Origin of the sequence: Neisseria sp. P0008.S004 (assembly GCF_051962755.1) — a bacterium.
In the GTDB taxonomy this organism is placed as follows: Bacteria; Pseudomonadota; Gammaproteobacteria; order Burkholderiales; family Neisseriaceae; genus Neisseria; species Neisseria subflava_A.
On the sequence record NZ_JBQCUZ010000013.1, the window covers coordinates 1 to 21745 of the forward strand.

Here is a 21745-nt window from a genome sequence, read left to right on the forward strand (position 1 = left end):
TATTCGAAACAAAAACAGCCGAAAACCTGTGTTTAGGTTTCGGCTGTTGGGGGAAAGGAATTTTGCAAAGGTCTCAGGCCGTCTGAAATTTCAGATGGCCTTTTGATTATGTTTTAAAGAATAGGACGTAGCTTAGAGGCTCATACGCCGTGGCGGTCGAGCCAACGTTCGGCATCAAGCGCAGCTTGGCAGCCGGAAGCTGCGCTGGTGATGGCTTGACGGTAGGTATGGTCTTTGACGTCGCCTGCCGCCCATACGCCTTCGATATTGGTTGCGCCGACATTGTCACCGGTACCACCTTTGGTTTTCAGGTAGCCAGTTTCATCCATATCAAGTTGACCTTTGAAGATGTCGGTGTTGGGTTTGTGGCCGATGGCGATGAAAACGCCTTTTACAGCGATTTCTTCAGTGCTGCCGTCATTGTGTTTCAGGCGTGCACCGGTAACGCCGCTTTCGTCGCCCAAGATTTCGTCAACCGAGCTGTTGAGCTTGAGGATGATTTTGCCTTCTTCGACGCGTTGCATCAGTTTGTCCACCATGATTTTCTCGGCGCGGAAGCTGTCGCGGCGGTGAATCAGGGTAACGGTGTTGGCGATATTGGCAAGGTAGAGGGCTTCTTCCACAGCGGTATTGCCACCGCCGACTACGGCAACATCTTGTTTTTTGTAGAAGAAACCATCGCAAGTTGCGCAGGCGGAAACGCCTTTGCCGGCAAAGGTTTCTTCGCTTGGCAAACCTAAATATTTGGCGGAAGCGCCGGTGGCAACGATGAGTGCATCGCAGGTGTATTCGCCCATATCGCCTTTAAGGGTAAACGGACGGTTTTGCAAATCAACGGTGTGGATTTGGTCGAAAATCATTTCAGTACCGAAGCGTTCGGCATGAGCCTGGAAACGGGCCATCAGTTCCGGACCTTGTACGCCTTCGGCATCGGCAGGCCAGTTGTCCACTTCGGTGGTGGTCATCAGTTGTCCGCCTTGCTCAACGCCGGTAATGATCACAGGGTTGAGATTGGCGCGGGCAGCGTAGACGGCGGCAGTATAGCCGGCGGGGCCGGAGCCGAGGATGATGAGTTTGTGATGGTTGCTCATAATGGTTTCCTTGCTGATGAATGATTGAATTTTGTCGTATCTAAGCTTTCAGACGGCCTGAATTTTACTTGAATCTGCCGCCGTCTGAAATATGTTTGTTGCTTGGGTTTAGTGGCTGTCTTTCCATTGATAGTATTTTGAGCCGAGAAAAGAGCCGAGTTTGCGCAGGAATGGTTGGGTGATGATGTTGCTGTGGCGCAGTTGCTCGAAAGGTTTCAGACGGCCGTCATCGCCCATGATGGCTTCGGCAATCGCCAAACCGGCAATGCCGGTAATCGCCATGCCGTGTCCGGAATAGCCTTGGGCGTAGAAAACGGTAGGGGCGAGGCGGCCGAAATGTGGGGCGAGGTTGCGCGTAATGTCGCATTCGCCGCCCCAAGAATGCTCGATTCTGATATCGGCAAGTTGCGGGAAAACTTTCAGCATATCTTGGCGGACGAGTTCAGTCATGCGGTCAGGGTCATCGATAAACTCGTTGTCTTTGCCGCCGAAGAGCAGGCGGCCGTCGGCGCTGAGGCGGTAGTAGTCGAGGACGTGGCGGTTGTCGCAGATGGCCATATTATTGCGGATCAGGTCTTTGGCGCGTTCGCACAGTGGCTCGGTGGCGATGATAAAGGTGCTGACTGCAATGGCTTTTTGTTCCAATACTTTGAATTTTGGGTGTAAGCCTGCATAAGTATTGACGGCATAAACGAGGTTTTTGCACTCAACACTGCCATTGGGCGTATGAACCAGCCAGCCGTTATCGCATGGCTCGATACGCGTCATCGGGGATTGCTCAAAAAGTTGTGCTTCTGCATCGGTTGCCGCTTTGGCAATGCCTAGGGTGTAATTGAGTGGGTGTAAGTGGCCGGATAAAGGATCAAATTGCGCGCCTTGATACATATCGCTGGCAAGTTGCTGCTTCAGCGTGGCTTTATCCCAAAGCTGGTAATGGCTTGCGCCATAATGTTTTTGAGCGTGTTCGTGCCATTGTTGCAATTCTTCCCAATGCTGAGGACGGACGGCGACGGTAGCGTAGCCGCGTTGCCAATCGCATTGGATATTGTGTTTTTGAATGCGGGAGTCAACCAGTTCAACGGCTTGCAGAGATTGCTGCCAGAACCATTGAGCCTGTTCCAAACCGACTTGTTTTTCGATTTCTTCCATGCCGCAGGCAAAGTCGCTGATGACTTGTCCGCCGCTGCGGCCTGATGCGCCGAAACCGATACGGGCGGCTTCAAGTACGATGACTTCATGGCCGTTTTCGGCAAGCGGTAGGGCGGTGCATAAGCCGGACAGGCCACCGCCGATAACGCAGGTTTCAGTTTTCAGACGGCCTTCCTGCGTCGGATAAGACGGATGGGGATTAGCCGTGCTGACATAGTAGGAAGGAAGGTATTCTTTGAAGCTGGGATTGATCATGATTTGAGCTTTAGGTTGGTTTTCACTTCATTGAAATTGGTTTTCAGACGGCCTGGAATGTGGGTTTGGGTTCAGGCCGTCTGAAAGGATAAGATGCAGTTAATAAAACAGGCTGTTCCGACACTTTATCGGACAGCCTGTCTGCATATTAGGCGGCTTTCTCGGCTGCCAATTTTTCTTGGCGGTAGGCTTCGGCAGCCTCGCGTTCCCGTTTGGTTGCCTGACGCATCATCCAGTAGTTGACGACAATCACCAGCGTACCGATGATACCGATCAGGATGGTTGCCAAAACGTTCATCTGAGGGTCAAGACCGAGTTTGATTTTGGAGAAAATTACTTGCGGCAATGTCGATGAACCCGGGCCTGACAGGAAAGAGGTAATTACCAAGTCGTCCAAAGACAGGGTAATGCCCAAGAGGAAGCCGGAAGCAATCGCAGGGGCAATCAACGGCAGGGTAATCACGAAGAAAATCTTCAGCGGACGGGCACCCAAGTCCATAGCGGCTTCTTCCAAGGATTGGTCCAATTCCACCAAGCGCGAACGGATAACGACGGTAATGTACGCCATGCAAAGCGTGGTGTGGCCAAGGAAGATAGTGAAGAAGCCGCGATCGAAGTAGAGCGATTGCAGCAATTCACTGCCTTGCAGGAACATTTGCACCTGAATAATCAACAGCAGCATGGACAAACCGGTAATCACATCAGGCATCACCATAGGCGCGGAAATCATACCGGCAAACAGGGTGCTGCCGCGGAAGCGTTTGATACGCGCCATGGCGTAACCAGCCAATGTGCCGAGTGCCACGGCGGCAAGTGAGGAAACGATGGCGATACGCAATGACAGCCAGGCTGCTTCCAAGATGGTGTCGTTTTCCATCAATGCGCCGTACCATTTGGTTGAAAAACCGCCCCAAACGGTAACCAGTTTGGATTCATTGAAAGAATAGACGACCAAAACCACCAGCGGAATATAGAGGAATGCCAGCGAGAGCAGGAGCATCAGTTTCAAGAACCAGGATAATTTGGTTTTCTGCATTATTTGCCTCCTTCTTCCAATTCGCGGTTTTCATAGTGCTGGAACAGGGCAATCGGTACAACCAGCAGGGCAACCATAACGACGGCGACGGCAGAAGCCAGCGGCCAGTTGTTTTGGTCGAAGAATGCCTGCCACAATACTTTACCGATCATCAGGTTTTCAGAACCTCCCACCAATTCAGGAATCACAAATTCGCCGACGGCCGGCACGAAGACCAGCATAGAGCCTGCGATGATGCCTGTTTTGGATAAAGGCAGGGTAATGGTAAAGAACGATTTGATCGGACCTGCGCCCAAGTCGGAAGCGGCTTCGAGCAGACGGTTGTCCAGTTTTACCAGTTGTGTGTACAGCGGCAAAATCATAAACGGCAAATAGGCGTAAACCATCACCAAATTCAGTGAAAAAGCATTATAGAACAGGTCTAAAGGCTCGCTAATGATTCCATATTTGATTAAGAAATTGTTGATGATGCCGTTGTGACCCAATAAGCCCATCCATGCGTAAACACGCAACAGGAAAGAGGTCCAGAAAGGCAGCATGATCGCCAACAGCAGGCCGTTGCGCGCAGCCGGATTGGCGCGTGAAATGGCATAAGCGGTTGGATAACCAATCAGCAGGCAGATGATGGTCGTCGTCAGCGCAGTCTTAATCGAAGACCAGTAGGTCATCAGATAGATATTGCTGTTTTCACTGTCGCCAAACGGATTGAGCGTATTCCAAAAGTTTTGGAAGATGTCGGCGTAGTTCTGATAGCTGATGGCAATGTTCAGACGGCCTAAGTCTTCATCAATCGTCGTCAACGGCGTAAATGGCGGAATGGCGATTTCTTGTTCAGCGAAGCTGATTTTCAAGACGATGGCGAACGGAATCAGAAACAGCACCAAAAGCCAGATATACGGCACGGCGATGACCGCACGCTGACCCGGGCGGCGGAACAGTTTGTTTTTCAGTTTTTTAAGGTTCATCTCATTCCCCTTAAATTAACGGAACAACGGAGTCGGTTGGTTTTCCGGCCAGCTGATATAGACGGTTTCGTCCCAAGTCGGCGGCGTGATGTTACGCACGTACCAATAAGGTGCGGGAACTTGGCTTTTGACGACGCGGCCGTTGGCGAGTTTGATGTGGTAGATGGCGAAGCTGCCCAAGTAGGCGATTTCTTCCACTGTGCCTTTTGCCCAGTTGAAGCTGCCCAAGTGGTCGGGTTTTTCTTTGTACAAATCAATATCTTCGGGACGGATGCTGACCCAAATGTCTTGTTCGCTCGGGCCGCCCAGACCGTGGTCGATGCGGACGTGGTTTTCCAAGCCTTCGCATTCGATGACGGCATAATCGGCATGGTCTTCAATCACGACGCCGCTGAAAATATTGGTTTCGCCGATAAATTCGGCAGTAAAGCGGCTGTTTGGATAGTCGTACACATCGCTAGGCGTACCGACTTGTTGCAACTGACCGTCGGACATAATGGCGATGCGGGTCGCCATCGTCATCGCTTCTTCTTGGTCGTGGGTAACCATGATGCAGGTTACGCCGACTTGCTCCAGCGTATTGACCAATTCGAGCTGGGTTTGTTGGCGCAATTTTTTATCGAGTGCGCCCAAAGGTTCGTCAAGCAGCAGGATTTTAGGACGTTTTGCCAGGCTGCGCGCTAAAGCGATACGCTGTTGCTGGCCGCCGGAGAGTTGGTGCGGCTTGCGTTTGGCGTATTTGGTCATTTGCACCAGGCGCAACATTTCTTCGACGCGGGCGTCGATTTCGCCTTTAGGCATTTTGTCTTGTTTCAGACCGAAAGCGATGTTTTGTTCAACACTCATGTGTGGGAACAGGGCATAGCTTTGGAACATCATGTTGATTGGGCGCTCGTACGGAGCAAGCTTGGTAATGTCTTGGCCGTCGAGAATGATTTTGCCCTGATTTGGGCTTTCCATGCCTGCCAACATGCGCAGCAGCGTGGATTTGCCACTGCCTGAGCTGCCCAAGAGGGCAAAGATTTCATGTTGGTAAATGTCCAAGTCGATGTTATCGACAGCGTAATTGTCACCAAACTTTTTCACCAAGCCTTGGATTTGCAGATAAGGTTTGGCTGAAGACGCAGTGGTTGCGGTCATAATGGCAATACTCCAAAAAGAAAGACGAGTACCGGCAAAACGGATTTTCGAATGGGCGATAAAAAGCTGTTTGATTGCTGGCGGGAGTCGGACGGAGGCCGTCTGAAACTCTTGTAAAGCGCACGGGCAGCGTGGATAGAAAGCAATTTAAGCCTAAGCTTTTGCTCTCGGCAAACTCAATATTATATTAGCCTAAGCCTCATAGGGGCAATATGAAATTGCTTGTATCGGCTGATTTGAAACAAATAGGAAAGGAAAGGCAGGCAGGGAAATAAGATAGTAAAAATGGGTAACGTTGTTTTTCTGCACAAAAGGGGGTAATTATTATCTATATGTCTTAAATAATTATTCAAAATAGAATAAAATACGCAAATTGCATTTATTTACTAAACCCATAATGGATTACGTTTTATATCGGGCGAGGCGGTTTTACTCGGAATTAAAACTAAATCCGCTATATAAATAAAAAGGGAAAACATGAGTATCAAAGAATGGCCCGAAGGGGAGCGACCGCGTGAGAAGCTCTTAGCGCACGGTGCGGCGGCATTGAGTGATGCGGAGTTGCTGGCGATTTTGCTGCGTGTCGGAACGCGTGGTATGAGCGCGGTTGATTTGGCACGTTATTTGTTGAGTGAGTTTGGCAGTTTGGGGAAGCTGATGAGTGCGGATGCCAAAACACTCGCTGCTTATAAGGGCATGGGTTTGGCAAGCTATACTCAATTTGCTGTGGTCAAAGAAATCGGGCGGCGGATTTTGGGTGAAGATTTGCAGGAGCAGATTGTTTTGTCAAACCCGAAATCGGTTGCGGATTATCTGCGCCTGCATCTTGGGCATGAAAAAATCGAGGTTAGCGTTGCTTTGCTGCTCAATCGTCAAAATCAATTGATTGCGGTACGGGAGTTGTCGCGTGGTACGGTGGCGGAAAATACGGTTTATATCCGTGAAATCGTCAAATTGGCATTGGATGAATACGCCGACAGTTTGATTTTGGCACACAACCATCCGGGCGGTTTGGCAAGGCCGTCTGAATCTGATGTGCAGTTTACAGAGCGTTTGAAACAGGCTTTAAGTTTGGTCGATATTACGCTGTTGGACCATTTTATCGTGACGGCAAAAGAAACCTGCTCTTTGCGCGAACAGGGCTATATGTAAGGATGAATGTTCAGACGGCCTCAGTAGGATTGGTTACCTTGCTGAGGCCGTCTGAAGGATTATTGCGTTACTTCGTCGGAGGATTCTTCTTTATAGACGATTTCTTCCGATTTTGGTTTTCCTTTGCTCTTTTCTTTTTCTTTTTCTTTATCCTTGTCTTTTTTACCGTCGGGAATGGCGGCATCAATCACTGCCCCCGTTCCTTTGACAACCAACTTTCCGGCAGTCAGGACGGTTGTGGCGGCCAAATCGACAGCCGCACCTACAACGCAGCCGTTAAGCGTCAGGCAAAGGGCAAGTGCCGGAATCAGGCGTTTTGTGCATCTCAATGGCTGCATCCGCAGTGTCCTTCGTGATGATGGCCGCATCCGAGTGCTTCTTGCCAAGCATCATCATCACCGTCAAATTCTTCAACTTCGTCAAATTCGCCGTTTTCTACCATGCTTACCAGCTCTTCCAGGCTTTCTGCGCCTTTTACCCAAAAGCAGGGAATATCGGGTGGTGTGTCGGGGGCAAGCAGGGCGGCCTGTTGGTTGTGCCAAGCAATCCAATAGCCGTTTTGCGTTTGTACGAATACGGCATCGGGATGGATGGTTTCGTTTTCGGTATTGACCAGCATTCTGTCAGCGATATCGGTTTGAAAAGGTAAGGTTTGCATGATGGTTTGAGAATGTGGGAAAAGAAAGTATTGTAACATGGCAAAAACAAACGCACCGTCTGAGTCAGGCGGTGCGTTTGTGTCTCGGCAACTTGGGTGCAGTCGGTTTAGAGTATCAGCCGCACCGGGAATGTCATTCCGTCAAGATTATTTGTCGTCATTAGCCAAAACGAAGCGGTAAATAGCCGCGCCAACTGCTGCGCCGGCAATAGGAGCCAACCAGAACAACCACAATTGTTCAACAGCCCAGCCGCCTTGGAACAAGGCAACGCCGGTAGAGCGTGCAGGGTTAACGGAAGTATTGGTTACAGGAATGCTGATTAAGTGAATCAGGGTCAGACCCAGACCGATGGCGATAGGGGCAAAGCTGGCCGGAGCCAGTTTGTCGGTAGAACCCATGATGATGATCAGGAAGAATGCGGTCAGTACGAACTCGATCAGCAAAGCAGCCATCATGTCGTAACCGTTAGGAGAGTGCTCGCCGAAACCGTTGCTGGCAAAGCCGGAAGCAACAGCATCAAAACCGGTTTTACCGGAAGCAATCAGATACAGAACGCCCGCAGCGGTAATCGCACCGATCACTTGGGATACGATGTAAGGCACAGGTCTTTACCGTTGAAACGGCCGCCGATGAAAAGGCCGACGGAAACGGCAGGATTGAAGTGGCCGCCGGAAATGTGGCCAACGGCGTAAGCCATGGTCAGTACGGTCAAACCGAATGCTAAAGCGACACCGGCAAAACCAATGCCAAGCTCAGGGTAAGCTGCTGCCAAAACTGCGCTGCCGCAGCCGCCGAATACCAGCCAGAAAGTGCCGAAAAATTCTGCAAAATATTTTTTCATTTGTTTTTCCTCGTAAAGGGTGGGGTGTTGCCGAAGGCATGAATCATAATAATATTGTTTCTAATCGAAAAATGGATTTACCTGTTTTTTCTAGTCCTGACAAAAGGCCGTCTGAAAATGGCGACAAACGGGTAGAAATATGCATTTTGCAGGTAGAGTTTGGTTGATTGAACTTTGTTTATTTATGAAGCAAATACCGTCAATGTAAAAGCATTTAGATTTGTAAGAAATGTTGTTTATAGATTACTTATTTGCTTGTTTATTTGATTGGAATTGCTGAACCATATCTGATTTAAAAAGGCCGTCTGAAAAGTTTTCAGACGGCCTTAATTTTAAGCAAGGATAAATTAATCTAGATGGTCGCTGCTTTGCGCCAAGATGGTGCGGTTGCCGTTGTTTTCCGCCGAGGAAACAATACCATCGGCTTCCATTTGTTCAATCAGGCGGGCGGCGCGGTTGTAGCCGATGCGCAGTTGGCGTTGGATATTGGAAATGCTGGCCTTACGCGATTTCAAGACAACGGAAACGGCTTCGTCATACATGGGGTCGAGGTCGCTGTCGTTGCTGCGGCTGGTGCCGGTAAAGTCTTCGGTGGAACCGTTGCTCAAAATATCGTCGATATAGTCGGGTGCGCCAAATTGTTTCAGGTATTCCACTACGCGGTGAACTTCATTGTCGGAGGCGAATGCGCCGTGTACACGTTGCGGATAGTTGGTACCGGGTAGCTGGAACAGCATATCGCCTTGGCCGAGCAGGTTTTCCGCGCCCATTTGGTCAAGAATCGTGCGGCTGTCGATTTTGCTGGACACTTGGAAGGCAATGCGTGTCGGAATATTAGCTTTAATCAGGCCGGTAATGACATCCACGCTTGGGCGTTGAGTGGCAAGAATCAAATGGATGCCGGCTGCACGTGCTTTTTGGGCGAGGCGGGCAATCAGTTCTTCAATTTTCTTACCGGCGGTCATCATCAGGTCGGCAAATTCATCTACGATGACTACGATAAACGGCAGTTTTTCCAATGGCTCAGGGTCTTCAGGCGTGAGGCTGAACGGGCTGCCGATTTTTTCGCCACGAGCGGCGGCTTCGGCAATTTTTTGGTTGAAGCCGGCAAGGTTGCGCACGCCCATAAAGCTCATCAGGCGGTAGCGTTTTTCCATTTCGTTGACGCACCAGTTCAGTGCGTTTGCGGCCAGCTTCATATCGGTTACGACAGGGGCGAGCAGGTGAGGAATGCCTTCGTAAATGCTTAATTCCAGCATTTTCGGGTCAATCATAATCATGCGCACGTCTTCAGGCGTTGCTTTGAAGAGCATGGACAGAATCATGGCATTCACACCCACGGATTTACCCGAACCGGTCGTACCGGCAACCAGCAGATGCGGCGCTTTGGCCAAGTCGGTGACGACAGGCTGGCCGGTGATGTCTTGGCCGAGTGCGAGGGTCAGTTTGGATTTGGACTCGGTAAATGCAGGCGAATTGAAGATTTCGCTCAGGCGGATCATTTGGCGTTTCGGATTAGGCAATTCCAAGCCCATGCAGGTTTTGCCTGGGATGGTTTCCACCACGCGGATGGAAGCCACGCCAAGCGAGCGCGCCAAGTCTTTTTCAAGGTTCAAAACGGCACTGCCGCGTACACCGACATCAGGCTCAATCTCATAACGCGTAATGACCGGGCCGGAATAGGAGTCCATCACTTTGACTTTAACTTTGAACTCGGCCAGTTTTTCTTCGATGGTAATGCTGTTTTCCAGCAACTGTTCTTCAGTTTGCGAGGCGCTTGGGTCAAACTGCGGCGGCAGAAGCAGAGCGGTAGTCGGCAGGTGTGCCTCGGTAAGTGTTGCCGAAGTTGGAATCGCTATGCTTTGCGTACTCTCTTGAACGCTTGGTTCTACGGTTTGCACAGGCGTTTCAACGACTGTCTGTGTATATTCAGACGGCCTTGCGATTGTTTCAACAGATTCAATGGGTTCAATGGTTTCAACCGTTTGAATAGCTTCTTCTTCCGGTTGTACAGGAGCTTCCGGCTCACCATCGAATTCCACTTCTTCGACAGCAGATTCGCTGATTAAATAATCGCGGATGCTGCGTTCAGGCTGATTGCTGACATGTGCATTGACTTGTGCATCAAAAATCGGTACTTGGATTTTATGTTCAAAAGTAGGCGGCTCGGGGATATCAATTGGCGCAATCGAGGTTTGGAAAACAGGCGGTTCGGGAATATCGGTTTTAGCCATAGGGACAACCGGAACGGCAGGGGGCTCAACTACGGTTGCGTTTGGTGCGGCAGGTCGGGAGATATAAGGGGATTTTTTAACAGGCGCAGCCGGTTTCGGACGGGACAGTGTTGCTGGTGCGGCAGGTCGTGGTGCAACAGCTTCCGTGGCAGCTTGTTTACGCGCCCATCTTTCGGCGGCCGCTTCGGTATGGCGAACTTGACGGCGCAGGCTGGCAGGACGGCTGATTTGTCCCAAGTTGGCCAGAATTTCGTCATTTTCGATGGTGCGCGGAGAGTAGTCGCGCAATGGGGCGACGGCCGCAGCCAGTTTGTGGCGGGCAGCGGTGCGGCGGGCAAGATTGTCGTGAATATCTTCCGCTTGGATTTCAGAAGGGAATGCCTGCATGGAAGTATAGGGGAGGATGGCTTCTTTTTCGGCAGTTCTTAAGGCCGTCTGAACGGTTTCGATATGCGGCGCATTGGCTTCTGCCACGCGGACATTATTGGCGCGCGCCAAGGCACGCTCGCGTGTGCGGCGCAAGATAGGGTCGTTGTAGTCGATGATTTCCATGCCGGTCATCGGCAGGGATGAAGCGCGCAACAATGGGGTTTCAACTTCGTCTTTGTAAATCGGCGCATTTTTTTCGGCCAAATGCTCATTCCATTCCTCAACCGCAGCTTCATGCAGGGAACGAGTGGCTTCTTCTAATGTGATTTCTTCAAAATTGCTGTTTTGCACCAAAGACGGGCTGTATTCGGGCGTTTCCATCTGTGCAAACGGCGTGATTTTAGGCATACGTTCCGGTTTGGCAGATTTGCGGGTTTTAGGCGCAACTTTGATTTCTTCTTCGGTAGCTGCGATGTGTTCCGGCTCTTCGGCAAAAGGTTCTGCTGCGTGCTCTTCGTTTGTTTCGGCGCGTTGCATTTTATTGTGTTCGAGCGCGGAAAGCAGGCGGATGCGTGCGATTTTATGGTTGTCGGCAGTGCGCTTGTTCATGCTGAACAAACGTTTCAGGCTGTCCAGTTGGTCGGAAAAACCGGCCGAGCTGTCTTCTTCGTTTATTTCTTGTTCGTCGCCACTGAGTCGGGCCAATTCTTGGCGCCACTTTTGCTCTTGTTTCTGGCGCCACCAGAACAAGCCGGCTATGACAGCCAGCAGAATTAAAGCCAATATTGTCCAAAGCATGCGTCCATCCCCTTAATTAAACGGCAAAGTTCGTTATTCTAACGCTTTTTTCGGGTAAACAAAACCAGCCGAAACAAGCTTTAACGGCAAAGGCAAACAGGATTGTCAAAGCTATGGCTTGAGACGCGTATAATAGGCCGTCTGAACATTTTGCGGATGAGATGATGATTTTTCAAAACGGATGGTTTCCCGTTGGTGTCGTGATGGCGGCATGGCCTGTGTTGCTGGTGATTTTTGCTTTGTGTGCAAAGCAGGCATGGGTGTCGGTATCGCAGCATCGTTCCGCATTCTTGGTGGCTGCCGTGATGTTGCCGCTGGCTTGGAGTTTGAATGCCTCCCCGGAAAGCGGACAACTGGCCGGCATGAGCTATCATCTGCTTGCTTTAAACCTGACGGCTTTAATGCTGGGCACATCTGCCGCGTTCTGCCTTGGCGTTTTACTGTTTTTTCCATATTTGTGGCTTTGGGGCGATTGGCATATGTTCCCCATCAATGTCTTGTCCGTATTGCTTCCGCCTTTGTTGGTGAACTTGGGTTTCCGCCATTGGGTGTCGCGTTTGCCTGCCAATATCTTTATCTTTATTTTTCTGAATGGTTTTTGGGCCGCGGCGGTCGGTATGGTGTTTACCGGCGTGGTTTTGGTCGGTTTGTTGGACTGGGCGGATGTGTTTGATACGACGGTATTATGGAAAACCGCTTTTCCTGTTTTCTTCTTAATCGCTTGGGCAGAGGCATTTTTGAGCGGTATTTCAACAGCCATTTTTATTGCGCTCAAGCCGCAATGGATTTGTACTTTTGATGACGGCAGGTATTTGAAATCTGCGCCTAAGATTTGGCAATAAGATATGAAGGCATTCTTGTTTGGTTTCAGACGGCCTCATGACCGGATGGCCTGTTTTTGAATTGAATTTTTAACGTGTTATGTTTGCTTATATTTTTCCCATTGTTTGCGGTGCCGCTGTCGGGGCTGTATTGCGTTGGCTGTTTGGCTTGGTGCTGGTGTCTTCTACGCCTTTTTCTATTGGTACATTGGCGGCAAACTGGCTGGGCGCGCTGCTGATCGGCGTATTGGCAGAACTCTTAACCGATCCGCAATGGCGTTTGCTTTGGATTACCGGATTTCTCGGCAGCTTGACCACATTTTCAGGTTTTTCAGTGGAGATGGTGGGTTTGATGCAGGCGCAACGTTGGGGCATGGCTTTGATGGCAACCTGTCTGCATGTTTTCGGTTCGTTTGGTTTGACGGCGCTGGGGATCAAATTGGCGCAGATTTGGAAGTAAGCAAAAGTCACAGGGTGCAAAATTGCACCCTGTTATTTTTTATAGGTATTCAATCAATGCCAATAGGTAAACAGACGGTTTCTTGGCAATAGGTTTTGCCGGACTCGCTTAAATGCGCCGGTTTGTAGGCGGCAAAGGTGTAGGTCAGGTCTGCGCGGAATGTGTCGGGATCGGCTTCGGCGGTGTCGCAGTTGAGGCCGGTGGGAATATCGAGGGCGACTTTCAGGCCGTCTGAATGATTGAGTTGGCGGCAGAGGGCGGCGATTTCGGTTGGAAGGGCGCCGCTGAAGCCTGTGCCGAATATGCCTTCGATAATGATGTCGTAACCGTTTTTCAGACGGCCTTCCAGTTCTTGTGCGGATATCAATTCAATATGGGGCAAACCGTTGAGGCGTTCCCGATTGGTTTGAGCCAAGAGGGAGAGGTTTTCTCCGAGTGAAAACAGAATATCGATGTGCCAACCTTGCGCCTGCATATATCTTGCCATGACTAGGCCGTCGCCACCGTTGTTGCCTTTGCCGCAAACGATCAGGGCGCGTCCGGCTTGGGGATGACGCTGCATGAGGTCTCGGGCGGCAGAGCTGCCGGCGTTTTCCATCAGTTGGTCGAAGCTCGTGCCTTTATCGACGGCTGCTTGTTCGCGTTCGCGCATTTGGGCGGCGGTATAGACTTTCATGATCGGCTCTCTTTGCAGGAAGTTATTGGTCGGCGGTATTCATCAGGCGCAAGGCTTTCAGACGGCCTATTTCTTTTTGATATTCCACCAGCCCGATAAATGTGCCGTCTCGGCTGTATACACGGATGGGCTGATCGGTGGAAATGTTTTCGGTGAACTGGGGACGTTGGCCGTGTTTGAGCATGGTAACGGCGTAGTCGTTTAACTCAAGTCTGGGGAAGTGTTGCACCAAGACATCGCAAGGCAGCAGCAGGGCATCGCGTTCGGCTTCGTCCAATTCGGCCAAGGCTTCGAGCGTGTGGCTTTGGGCAATGGTAAAACCGGCGGTTTCAGTACGGCGCAGGGCGGTCAGGTGGGCGAATGTGCCGATGTGTTTGGCAATGTCTTCGCTGAGGGTGCGGATGTAAGTACCCTTGCTGCAGCGTACGTCTATCACGGCTTTGGGTGCATCAAACTCATTGATATCAATGGAGTAAATGGTGATGTCGCGCGCTTTGCGTTCGATAACGATGCCTTTGCGTGCGTATTCGTACAGTGGTTTGCCTTCGTGTTTGAGGGCGGAAAACATAGGCGGCACTTGGCGGATATCGCCCGTTAAGGCTTGGCAGGCCGTCTGAAATTCGGACAATGAAATATCGGCGCGTGCGGTGGCGATGATTTCGCCTTCTGCATCGCCTGTGCTGCTGGCTTCGCCCAGTTTCAGCGTGGCCGTATAGGCTTTGTCGGCATCAATCAGGTATTGGGCGAACTTGGTCGCTTCGCCGAAACAAACAGGCAAAAGCCCTGTGGCCAAAGGATCGAGTACGCCGGTATGCCCGGCTTTTTCGGCACGGAACAAGCGCCGCGCTTTTTGCAGGGCAGTGTTGCTGGAAAGGCCTCCGGGTTTGTCGAGGAGAAGAACGCCGTTAATCGGGCGTTTGGTGGGTTTATTAGTCATATTAATTAGGGAATATTAATGTTCAGGCCGTCTGAAAGCATTCAGACGGCCTGTGTGTTTTAATCAATCAGTCTTCAACCGGTTTTTCCGCCGCTACTTGGTCGATCAGGCTGGAAATACTCATGCCGCGTTCGAGTGATTCGTCGTATTTGAAGTGCAGCTCGGGCGTTTTGAAGAGTTTGATGCGTTTGGCCAATTCGCTGCGCAAATGGCCTTTGGCGTGTTCCAAAGCTTCTTCGGTAATGTCGCGTGTGCTGTCGTCAAGGACGGTGTAAAACACGGTTGCGTGGCTGTAATCGCGGGTGACTTCGACTTCGTTGATGGTGATGAAGCCTGCGCGCGGGTCTTTCAGGCCGGTGCGGACGAGTTCGGCAAGCTCGCGCATGATTTGTTCTTTGACACGGTCTTGGCGGGCGTAGCCGCGTTGGGGTTTTCTCATGGTTTTCCTTGATGTATGGCAGGCTGTCGTTTTCAGACGGCCTGCGGTTTGGATTTTGAACAGCTGCCTATTATAACGGAGCGCGGTTTATTGTGCTTGAACCGAGAAAGGCATATCGATTTTTTGCCATTGTGCGCTTTCGTAGTCCAACGCATCGGCGATGAGGGGGTGTTGCTCCAGCCATTGGGCGTTGATGCGCAAGATGAAGCTGTGGTTGTTTTCATCGACGCGAAGCTGGGTTTGCGGCGGCAAATCAAGCGGCAGGCGCGAGCGGCAGAAGAGGGCTGCCAGGCGCAGGGACAATACGGCACACCACATGATTTCGTTGTTGCCGATAATGTCCGCCATTTTCTTAAGGTCGCCGCGATGGCCGATAACCAGTTGCGCCAAAATAGTTTGCTCTTTGCGTGAGAAGCCCGGCATATCGGCGTTTTCGAGAATGTAGGCGGAGTGTTTGTGATAACCGGTATGGGCAATATCCAAACCGATTTCATGCAGACGGCCTGCGCGGCTGAGGTATTGGTTCCACAGGGCAAGCTCTTGAACGGTTACGTTTTTGGCGTGGCACAGGCTGTTCATGAAGGCTTGCGCGGTATCGGCAACGCGTTTGGCTTGGTTGAGGCTGACGTGGTAGCGTTTTTGGAACTCTGCCGTTGTCTGTTCGCGCATGTCGACATTGAGGCTGCGGCCGATTAAGTCGTAAAACACGCCGTCGCGGAGGGCAGCCTCAGTAACGGTCATTTTGGTCAGCGATAGTTCTTCAAAAGCCGCCATCATCACGGCCAACCCGCCCGCAAAAACTTCGACGCGTTCAGGTTTGAGGTTTTCAAATTTGGCTTTTTTAACCGAACCGGCTTCGATAATCCTATCGGCAAGATAACGCATGCCTTGGGCGGTAATGTCGGCTTCTTGCGGCAATTCGGCTGCCAAAACGTCGCGTATGGATTTTGCCGAACCGGACGTGCCGATGGCGAAATCCCAACCGGTGCGCTTCATCAGTTTGCTGATGCGTTGGATTTCGATACGCGCGGCGGAAACGGCGGCTTGGAAATCTTTGGCGGTCACTTTGTTTTGGAAGAAGCGCATGCTGTACGTTACGCAGCCTAAAGGCAGGCTTTCTGTGGTCAGCGGTTGCAAATCCGAGCCGATGACAAATTCGGTCGAACCGCCGCCAATGTCGATAACCAGCATTTTGTCGCCTTTGGGCGGCAGGGTATGCACTACGCCGGTGTAAATCAGACGCGCTTCTTCACGGCCGGCGATGACTTCGATAGGAAAACCCAGTGCCGCTTCGGCACGGGGCAGGAATTGGGCGATGTTTTTAGCGACGCGGAAAGTGTTGGTGGCCACCACGCGCACGTTTTCAGGTTGGAATCCGCGCAGGCGTTCGCCAAATTTTGCCAAACATTCCAAGGCTTGTTCTTGAGAGGCTTCGCTTAGGTTTTTTTGTTCGTCCAAGCCGGCGGCAAAGCGAACCATTTGTTTGAATGAGTCGATGACTTTCAGCTGGCCGTTGTTGTTTTCACAAATTTGCAGGCGGAAACTGTTGGAACCCAAATCGACGGAGGCTAAAACGTTGGCGGGAGTGGTGGTCATAAAAAATACCGGTTGATTAGAAAAACCTAAATGTTACTTGAGGCGGTATCACTTGACAATAAAAGGAATACAGCTCTTTGATTCTGCTCATAGATGTATTTTATAATGCTGATTTTAAGCAAATATATCAAAGGCCGTCTGAACTTTTCAGACGGCCTAAAAAGAGAAATACATGAAATCGGAAAACCAAGATTCCTTATTTTTATCGCGCCGCCGTCTATTGCAAGTCGGCGGAGCCATGCTTTTGACGCCTGCGACCGCATGGGCGGGGGCGCAACGTGAAGAAACGCTGGCCGATGATGTGGCTTCCGTGATGCGCAGTTCGATTAATAGTGCCAGCCCTGCGCGGCTGGTGTTTGCCGATTCAAGAGAAGGGGAACGTTGGTTGGCGGCGATGTCTTCCCGATTGGCACGCTTTATTCCCGATGAGGGCGAGCGCCGCCGTCTGTTGGTCAATATTCAATACGAAAGCAGCCGGGCCGGACTCAACACTCAAGTGATTTTGGGCTTGATTGAAGTGGAAAGCGCGTTTCGTCAATATGCCATCAGCGGCGTGGGCGCGCGCGGTTTGATGCAGGTGATGCCGTTTTGGAAAAACTATATCGGCAATCCGTCGCACAACCTTTTCGACATCCGCACCAATCTGCGCTATGGCTGCACCATTCTGCGCCATTACAACAATATCGAAAAAGGCAATGTTGTCCGCGCTTTGGCAAGGTTTAACGGCAGCTTGGGCAGTAATAAATATCCAAATGCCGTGTTAGGCGCGTGGCGAAATAGATGGCAGTGGGGTTGATTGGGGATAATGGGATAGGGCAGATGTTGCGTGATGTTGTTTTTTGTTGAAACCGTTTTATACCGATGAAGCAGGTTTGCGATAAACGGCTTGCGATTTGACCCCATGCAATTCCTTTGAATCCTGTATAATCAGAAAATCTGTTAATTCACACTTTCAGACGGCCTTTCGCAAACTTAAGGCCGTCTGAAACATTATTTATGGCAAGAGATAACCGCATTCAAATGTTTCCGCACGAGTGGCGTGCCAGTACCACACTTTCCGGCGTTTACGCACTGCGTATGTTGGGGATGTTTTTGGTGTTGCCTGTTTTGGCGATGTATGCCGCTTCGTTGCCCGGCGCAGAAAATAATAAAGCATTGGTCGGTATGGCGATGGGTATTTACGGGCTGACACAGGCTTTGCTGCAGCTGCCTTTGGGCATGGCTTCCGACAAGTTCGGCCGTAAAAAAGTGATTTATGCCGGCCTGATTGTGTTTGCGGCGGGTAGTTTTTTGGCCGCAGTTGCCGACAGCCTGCAGATGTTGGTTGCCGCTCGTGCCATTCAAGGCGCAGGTGCCGTCAGTGCGGCGGTAACGGCTTTGCTGGCGGATTTGACCCGTAACGAAGTGCGGACGCGTGCGATGGCGATGATCGGCCTGAGTATCGGCTTGACCTTTTCCGTCAGCCTGGTGCTTGCCCCGATGATTGCCAGCTTTATCGGCGTATCTGGCCTGTTTGCGCTGACCGGTATTCTGACTGTAATCAGTATCGGCGTGGTTGCCTGGATGACGCCTGATCCGGAAGTGTCAAAAATGCACGAAGACACGCAGGCGCAGCCTTCGCGTATGGGCGAGGTATTGAAAAACCGCCAACTGCTCAATCTCGACTTCGGTATTTTTGCCTTGCATGCGGCACAAATGGCTTTATTTACAGCATTGCCGTTTGCCATGACGCAGTTGGGTTTGGAAAAAATCCATCACTGGCAAGTCTATCTGCCGTCAACCATTACCGGCCTGATTATTATGGTGCCGCTGATTATCGTTGGTGAAACGCGCAACAAACTCAAACAAGTGTTTATCCTTGGTATCATCTGCATTGCCGCGGCTCAAATTGGTCTGCTGTTTGGAATGCACTCGGTATGGTTGATTACCGCTTATCTGATTGTTTATTTTATTGGTTTCAATGTATTGGAAGCCAGCCTGCCGTCTATGGTATCGAAAATCGCACCGTCTGATTTGAAAGGTACGGCGATGGGCGTATATAACACCATGCAGTCGGTCGGCTTGTTTGTCGGCGGCGCAACCGGTGGTTTATTGTTCCAAAAATACGGTTTTGTAGGCGTATTTGCCTTTTGTAGCGTATTGATGTTGCTGTGGCTGGTATTGGCAGTCATTTCGCCGGCACCTAAACCTGTCAAAAACCTCAGCTATCCGCTTAACGCCGAATGGCAACAAAATCCGGATTTGCTCTACCAAAAATTGACCGAAATTGAAGGCGTTGAAAGCATCAGCTTTAGCGCAGACAAGCAAACCATTTATATCAAGGCCTTGCAAAAAGGATTCGACCAAGAGGCCGCCGAAAAAATTATCACAGGAGTGTAAAATGTCATTGAATAAAGTTATCCTCATCGGCCGCCTAGGCCGCGACCCAGAAGTCCGCTATATGCCCAACGGCGAGGCCGTCTGTAACTTCAGCGTTGCCACCAGCGAAACTTGGAACGACCGCAACGGCCAACGCGTAGAACGTACCGAATGGCACAACATCACCATGTACCGCAAACTCGCCGAAATCGCCGGTCAATACCTGCGTAAAGGCAGCCAAGTGTATCTGGAAGGCCGTATCCAAAGCCGTAAATACCAAGGCAAAGACGGCATCGAGCGCACTGCTTACGACATCATCGCCAACGAAATGAAAATGCTTGGCGGTCGCAACGACAACAGCGGCGGCGCACCATACGATGACGGCTACAACCAAGGCGGTCATGCAAGCCAAAGCAGCTACCAACAAGCGCCACAACAGCAATACCAATCTGCTCCGGCTCAAGAACCCCCAGCCGCCCCAGCCCGTCGTCCTGCTCCGGCACAACCGACTGCTCCGGTTGATGATATCGACGACGATATTCCATTCTAATCATTGAGCAATACAAAAGGCCGTCTGAAAAATATACTTTCAGACGGCCTTTTAAATGATTTAAAAGAAAATCCTACATTTGCACCGAGCCGCTGACGGTCAGAGACCTTTGCAAAATCCCCCCAAAAATCCCCTAAATTCCCACCAAAACATTTAGGGGATTTCTCATGAGCACCTTCTTCCAGCAAACCGCACAAGCCATGATCACCAAACACATCGACCGCTTCCCACTATTGAAGTTGGATCAGGTGATTGATTGGCAGCCGATCGAACAATACCTGAATCGTCAAAGAACCCGTTACCTTCGAGACCACCGCGGCCGTCCCGCCTATCCCCTGTTGTCCATGTTCAAAGCCGTCCTGCTCGGACAATGGCACAGCCTCTCCGATCCCGAACTCGAACACAGCCTCATCACCCGCATCGATTTCAACCTGTTTTGCCGTTTTGACGAACTGAGCATCCCCGATTACAGCACCTTATGCCGCTACCGCAACTGGCTGGCGCAAGACAACACCCTGTCCGAATTACTGGAACTGATCAACCGTCAACTGACCGAAAAAGGCTTAAAAGTAGAGAAAGCATCCGCCGCTGTCATTGACGCCACCATTATTCAGACCGCCGGTAGCAAACAGCGCCAGGCCATAGAAGTCGATGACGAAGGACAAGTCAGCGGCCAAACCACACCGAGTAAAGACAGCGATGCCCGTTGGATAAAGAAAAACGGCCTCTACAGACTCGGTTACAAACAACATACCCGTACCGATGCGGAAGGCTATATCGAGAAACTGCATATTACCCCCGCCAACGCCCATGAGTGCAAACAGCTGTCGCCTTTATTGGAAGGTCTGCCCGAAGGTACGACCGTCTATGCCGACAAAGGCTATGACAGTGAGGAAAATCGGCAACATCTGGAAGAGCATCGGCTGCAGGACGGTATTATGCGCAAAGCCCACCGCAAACATCCGCTGTCGGAAGCGCAAACCAAACGCAACCGATATTTGTCGAAGACCCGTTATGTGGTCGAACAAAGCTTTGGTACGCTGCACCGTAAATTCCGCTATGCCCGGGCAGCCTACTTCGGACTGAGCAAAGTGAGTTCGCAAAGCCATCTGAAGGCGATGTGTTTGAACCTTTTGAAAGCCGCCAACAGGCTAAGTGCGCCTGTTGCCGCCTAAAAGGCGGCCCGGATGCCTGATAATCAGGTACCCGGGGAGGATTAAGGGGGTATTTGAGTAGAATCAGTGGATATTCGAAACAAAAACAGCCGAAAACCTGTGTTTAGGTTTCGGCTGTCGAGGGAAGGGCTTTTTTGCAAAGGTATCTGCCTGAATGGGTTTTTAGGCTGCCGTTACCGCCACCGGCTTCTCCGCTTGAGCGCTCGCCGGAACTTTTGCCCTGCCCGATGGCAGTCTCGGCTACGGCCATCAGGATGCCGCGGGTGCGGTTGAAGACGGTTTTATGGCGGTGTTTGTTCATGGCGGGGGTATCCGTAGTGTGTGCGGGGGTGGGGAAAGGCAGCCTGAAAACGAGAAAAGGGGGCAGGCTGCCTGCGATGTAAACACACAGCAACTTAATCCTAAACTCTATTCGTCATTCGCAAGCGGCGGCAAACCCAAAGTATCTGTTTGGCCGGTGTAGTAATCCACCCAGTTTTGCAGGTATTCGTAAGGGAAGTCCAAATCGTAGGCACGCATAAAGTCGAAGGGATCTTGGTATTCGCCTTCAGGCAGCGGCGCATCAAACAACGCTCCGTTGCCGCCGTTTGTGCTGTTCAGACTGCCGCCCGCCGCACCCACCACCGAAGCAATCGCCCCGGTCTGCGCTTTAATCTCTTCCTTAATGTGCTCGGGTAAAAGGTTGGGATTGAATTTCCCCGTTGTCGGGTCAATCGCGGTCTTGCCGTCGTCGTATTGTTTGGCCAGATACCCGGCCGCACGTTCTGCAGCAACGGCAGCGCTGCCGCCGGCCAGCGGGTCGGCGCCGTTGGCGTAGGCCAAGGCCGCGCCGAGCATAAAGTGGCCGATTGCTTGCGCGGCTTCGTTTTTGTTTTCACCGTGGCCGAAGCGCTTGCCGATGGCGGCTGCAGCATACGGCGCCAACGTATTGGCCGCCAGCTGTAAATCACCCTGTCCGCCCAGGGCGCCGGTAATCAGGGTTTCGGCGGCGCTAAGCGCACGGCTTTTGCTGCCGCCTACGCCCCAGCTTCGGGCTTCTTGGTA

The 21745-nt window shown here is 51.2% G+C and carries 22 protein-coding genes and 1 pseudogene; 7 read left to right on the forward strand and 16 right to left on the reverse strand.

The genetic code is table 11. The annotated features are described in order from the left end of the window. Window positions 1-140: 140 nt before the first annotated feature. The 5 genes from trxB to ACTHSW_RS10345 all read right to left on the reverse strand — a co-directional run bounded on the left by trxB (window position 141) and on the right by ACTHSW_RS10345 (window position 5636). Window positions 141-1091 carry a thioredoxin-disulfide reductase gene (trxB, locus tag ACTHSW_RS10325; protein ID WP_049329772.1) on the reverse strand — a complete coding sequence of 317 codons (951 nt, stop codon included), beginning with the start codon at window positions 1089-1091 and terminating at the stop codon, window positions 141-143. 108 nt (window positions 1092-1199) lie between these two features. Further along, window positions 1200-2495, reverse strand: a complete 1296-nt coding sequence (locus tag ACTHSW_RS10330) for an NAD(P)/FAD-dependent oxidoreductase (RefSeq protein WP_070461595.1) — start codon at window positions 2493-2495, stop codon at window positions 1200-1202. 148 nt (window positions 2496-2643) lie between these two features. Beyond that, complete coding sequence (locus ACTHSW_RS10335) at window positions 2644-3531, reverse strand: ABC transporter permease subunit (RefSeq protein WP_063076460.1); 888 nt, start codon at window positions 3529-3531, stop codon at window positions 2644-2646. Further along, window positions 3531-4496, reverse strand: coding sequence for an ABC transporter permease subunit (locus tag ACTHSW_RS10340; RefSeq protein ID WP_070749865.1), 966 nt, complete (start codon window positions 4494-4496; stop codon window positions 3531-3533). The genes ACTHSW_RS10335 and ACTHSW_RS10340 overlap by 1 nt, the downstream gene beginning before the upstream one ends. Before the next feature lie 15 nt (window positions 4497-4511). Further along, on the reverse strand, window positions 4512-5636 hold the full coding sequence (locus ACTHSW_RS10345; protein ID WP_107810818.1) for an ABC transporter ATP-binding protein: 1125 nt from the start codon (window positions 5634-5636) through the stop codon (window positions 4512-4514). A gap of 477 nt (window positions 5637-6113) precedes the next feature. Here ACTHSW_RS10345 and radC point away from each other — a divergent pair, with 477 nt between their 5' ends. Then, complete coding sequence (gene radC / locus ACTHSW_RS10350; RefSeq protein WP_049344162.1) at window positions 6114-6788, forward strand: RadC family protein; 675 nt, start codon at window positions 6114-6116, stop codon at window positions 6786-6788. 59 nt (window positions 6789-6847) lie between these two features. Here the strand turns inward: radC and ACTHSW_RS10355 are convergent, their stop codons facing one another. The 5 genes from ACTHSW_RS10355 to ACTHSW_RS10375 all read right to left on the reverse strand — a co-directional run bounded on the left by ACTHSW_RS10355 (window position 6848) and on the right by ACTHSW_RS10375 (window position 11689). Further along, window positions 6848-7126 carry an NF038104 family lipoprotein gene (locus ACTHSW_RS10355; RefSeq protein WP_049344164.1) on the reverse strand — a complete coding sequence of 93 codons (279 nt, stop codon included), beginning with the start codon at window positions 7124-7126 and terminating at the stop codon, window positions 6848-6850. Beyond that, window positions 7114-7446 carry a hypothetical protein gene (locus ACTHSW_RS10360; RefSeq protein ID WP_049344250.1) on the reverse strand — a complete coding sequence of 111 codons (333 nt, stop codon included), beginning with the start codon at window positions 7444-7446 and terminating at the stop codon, window positions 7114-7116. The genes ACTHSW_RS10355 and ACTHSW_RS10360 overlap by 13 nt, the downstream gene beginning before the upstream one ends. Before the next feature lie 147 nt (window positions 7447-7593). Further along, on the reverse strand, window positions 7594-8049 hold the full coding sequence (locus ACTHSW_RS10365; RefSeq protein ID WP_283123661.1) for an aquaporin: 456 nt from the start codon (window positions 8047-8049) through the stop codon (window positions 7594-7596). Continuing rightward, complete coding sequence (locus tag ACTHSW_RS10370) at window positions 8025-8288, reverse strand: aquaporin (RefSeq protein WP_283123660.1); 264 nt, start codon at window positions 8286-8288, stop codon at window positions 8025-8027. The genes ACTHSW_RS10365 and ACTHSW_RS10370 overlap by 25 nt, the downstream gene beginning before the upstream one ends. A gap of 347 nt (window positions 8289-8635) precedes the next feature. Beyond that, on the reverse strand, window positions 8636-11689 hold the full coding sequence (locus tag ACTHSW_RS10375) for a DNA translocase FtsK (RefSeq protein WP_440373898.1): 3054 nt from the start codon (window positions 11687-11689) through the stop codon (window positions 8636-8638). A gap of 164 nt (window positions 11690-11853) precedes the next feature. On the opposite strand from ACTHSW_RS10375, the gene ACTHSW_RS10380 reads away from it, so the two are divergent. Both ACTHSW_RS10380 and ACTHSW_RS10385 read left to right on the forward strand, forming a co-directional pair. Continuing rightward, on the forward strand, window positions 11854-12531 hold the full coding sequence (locus ACTHSW_RS10380) for an energy-coupling factor ABC transporter permease (protein ID WP_070461593.1): 678 nt from the start codon (window positions 11854-11856) through the stop codon (window positions 12529-12531). A gap of 79 nt (window positions 12532-12610) precedes the next feature. After that, on the forward strand, window positions 12611-12970 hold the full coding sequence (locus ACTHSW_RS10385) for a CrcB family protein (RefSeq protein WP_070461592.1): 360 nt from the start codon (window positions 12611-12613) through the stop codon (window positions 12968-12970). A gap of 49 nt (window positions 12971-13019) precedes the next feature. Here ACTHSW_RS10385 and ACTHSW_RS10390 read toward each other — a convergent pair whose 3' ends face one another. From ACTHSW_RS10390 to ppx, 4 genes are all read right to left on the reverse strand, one after another. Next, the gene (locus ACTHSW_RS10390; RefSeq protein ID WP_070461591.1) at window positions 13020-13646 is read right to left on the reverse strand and encodes an NAD(P)H-hydrate epimerase; all 627 of its coding nucleotides are present in this window, start codon (window positions 13644-13646) and stop codon (window positions 13020-13022) included. 22 nt (window positions 13647-13668) lie between these two features. Then, the gene (gene truB, locus ACTHSW_RS10395; protein WP_440373899.1) at window positions 13669-14583 is read right to left on the reverse strand and encodes a tRNA pseudouridine(55) synthase TruB; all 915 of its coding nucleotides are present in this window, start codon (window positions 14581-14583) and stop codon (window positions 13669-13671) included. A gap of 67 nt (window positions 14584-14650) precedes the next feature. Then, on the reverse strand, window positions 14651-15022 hold the full coding sequence (gene rbfA / locus ACTHSW_RS10400; protein WP_003685554.1) for a 30S ribosome-binding factor RbfA: 372 nt from the start codon (window positions 15020-15022) through the stop codon (window positions 14651-14653). Between the two features lie 87 nt (window positions 15023-15109). Beyond that, window positions 15110-16618: an exopolyphosphatase gene (gene ppx, locus ACTHSW_RS10405; RefSeq protein ID WP_070712179.1), complete on the reverse strand. Its 1509-nt coding sequence runs from the start codon at window positions 16616-16618 to the stop codon at window positions 15110-15112. 172 nt (window positions 16619-16790) lie between these two features. Between ppx and ACTHSW_RS10410 the strand changes: the two genes are divergently transcribed. From ACTHSW_RS10410 to ACTHSW_RS10425, 4 genes are all read left to right on the forward strand, one after another. Beyond that, a complete protein-coding gene (locus ACTHSW_RS10410) occupies window positions 16791-17414 on the forward strand; it encodes a lytic transglycosylase domain-containing protein (RefSeq protein ID WP_107810815.1) in 624 nt (207 codons plus the stop codon). 200 nt (window positions 17415-17614) lie between these two features. Next, a complete protein-coding gene (locus tag ACTHSW_RS10415) occupies window positions 17615-18997 on the forward strand; it encodes an MFS transporter (RefSeq protein WP_070461587.1) in 1383 nt (460 codons plus the stop codon). A gap of 1 nt (window position 18998) precedes the next feature. Further along, window positions 18999-19526: a single-stranded DNA-binding protein gene (locus ACTHSW_RS10420; protein ID WP_070461586.1), complete on the forward strand. Its 528-nt coding sequence runs from the start codon at window positions 18999-19001 to the stop codon at window positions 19524-19526. Window positions 19527-19693: 167 nt separating this feature from the next. Next, window positions 19694-20701 (forward strand): IS5 family transposase, encoded by a 1008-nt coding sequence (locus ACTHSW_RS10425; protein WP_107810813.1) that lies wholly within the window; start codon window positions 19694-19696, stop codon window positions 20699-20701. 103 nt (window positions 20702-20804) lie between these two features. Here ACTHSW_RS10425 and ACTHSW_RS10430 read toward each other — a convergent pair whose 3' ends face one another. Both ACTHSW_RS10430 and ACTHSW_RS10435 read right to left on the reverse strand, forming a co-directional pair. Continuing rightward, window positions 20805-21002: an ESPR domain-containing protein gene (locus ACTHSW_RS10430; protein ID WP_070461293.1), complete on the reverse strand. Its 198-nt coding sequence runs from the start codon at window positions 21000-21002 to the stop codon at window positions 20805-20807. Between the two features lie 107 nt (window positions 21003-21109). Then, window positions 21110-21745, reverse strand: a pseudogene (locus ACTHSW_RS10435) (hypothetical protein); the annotation flags it as partial.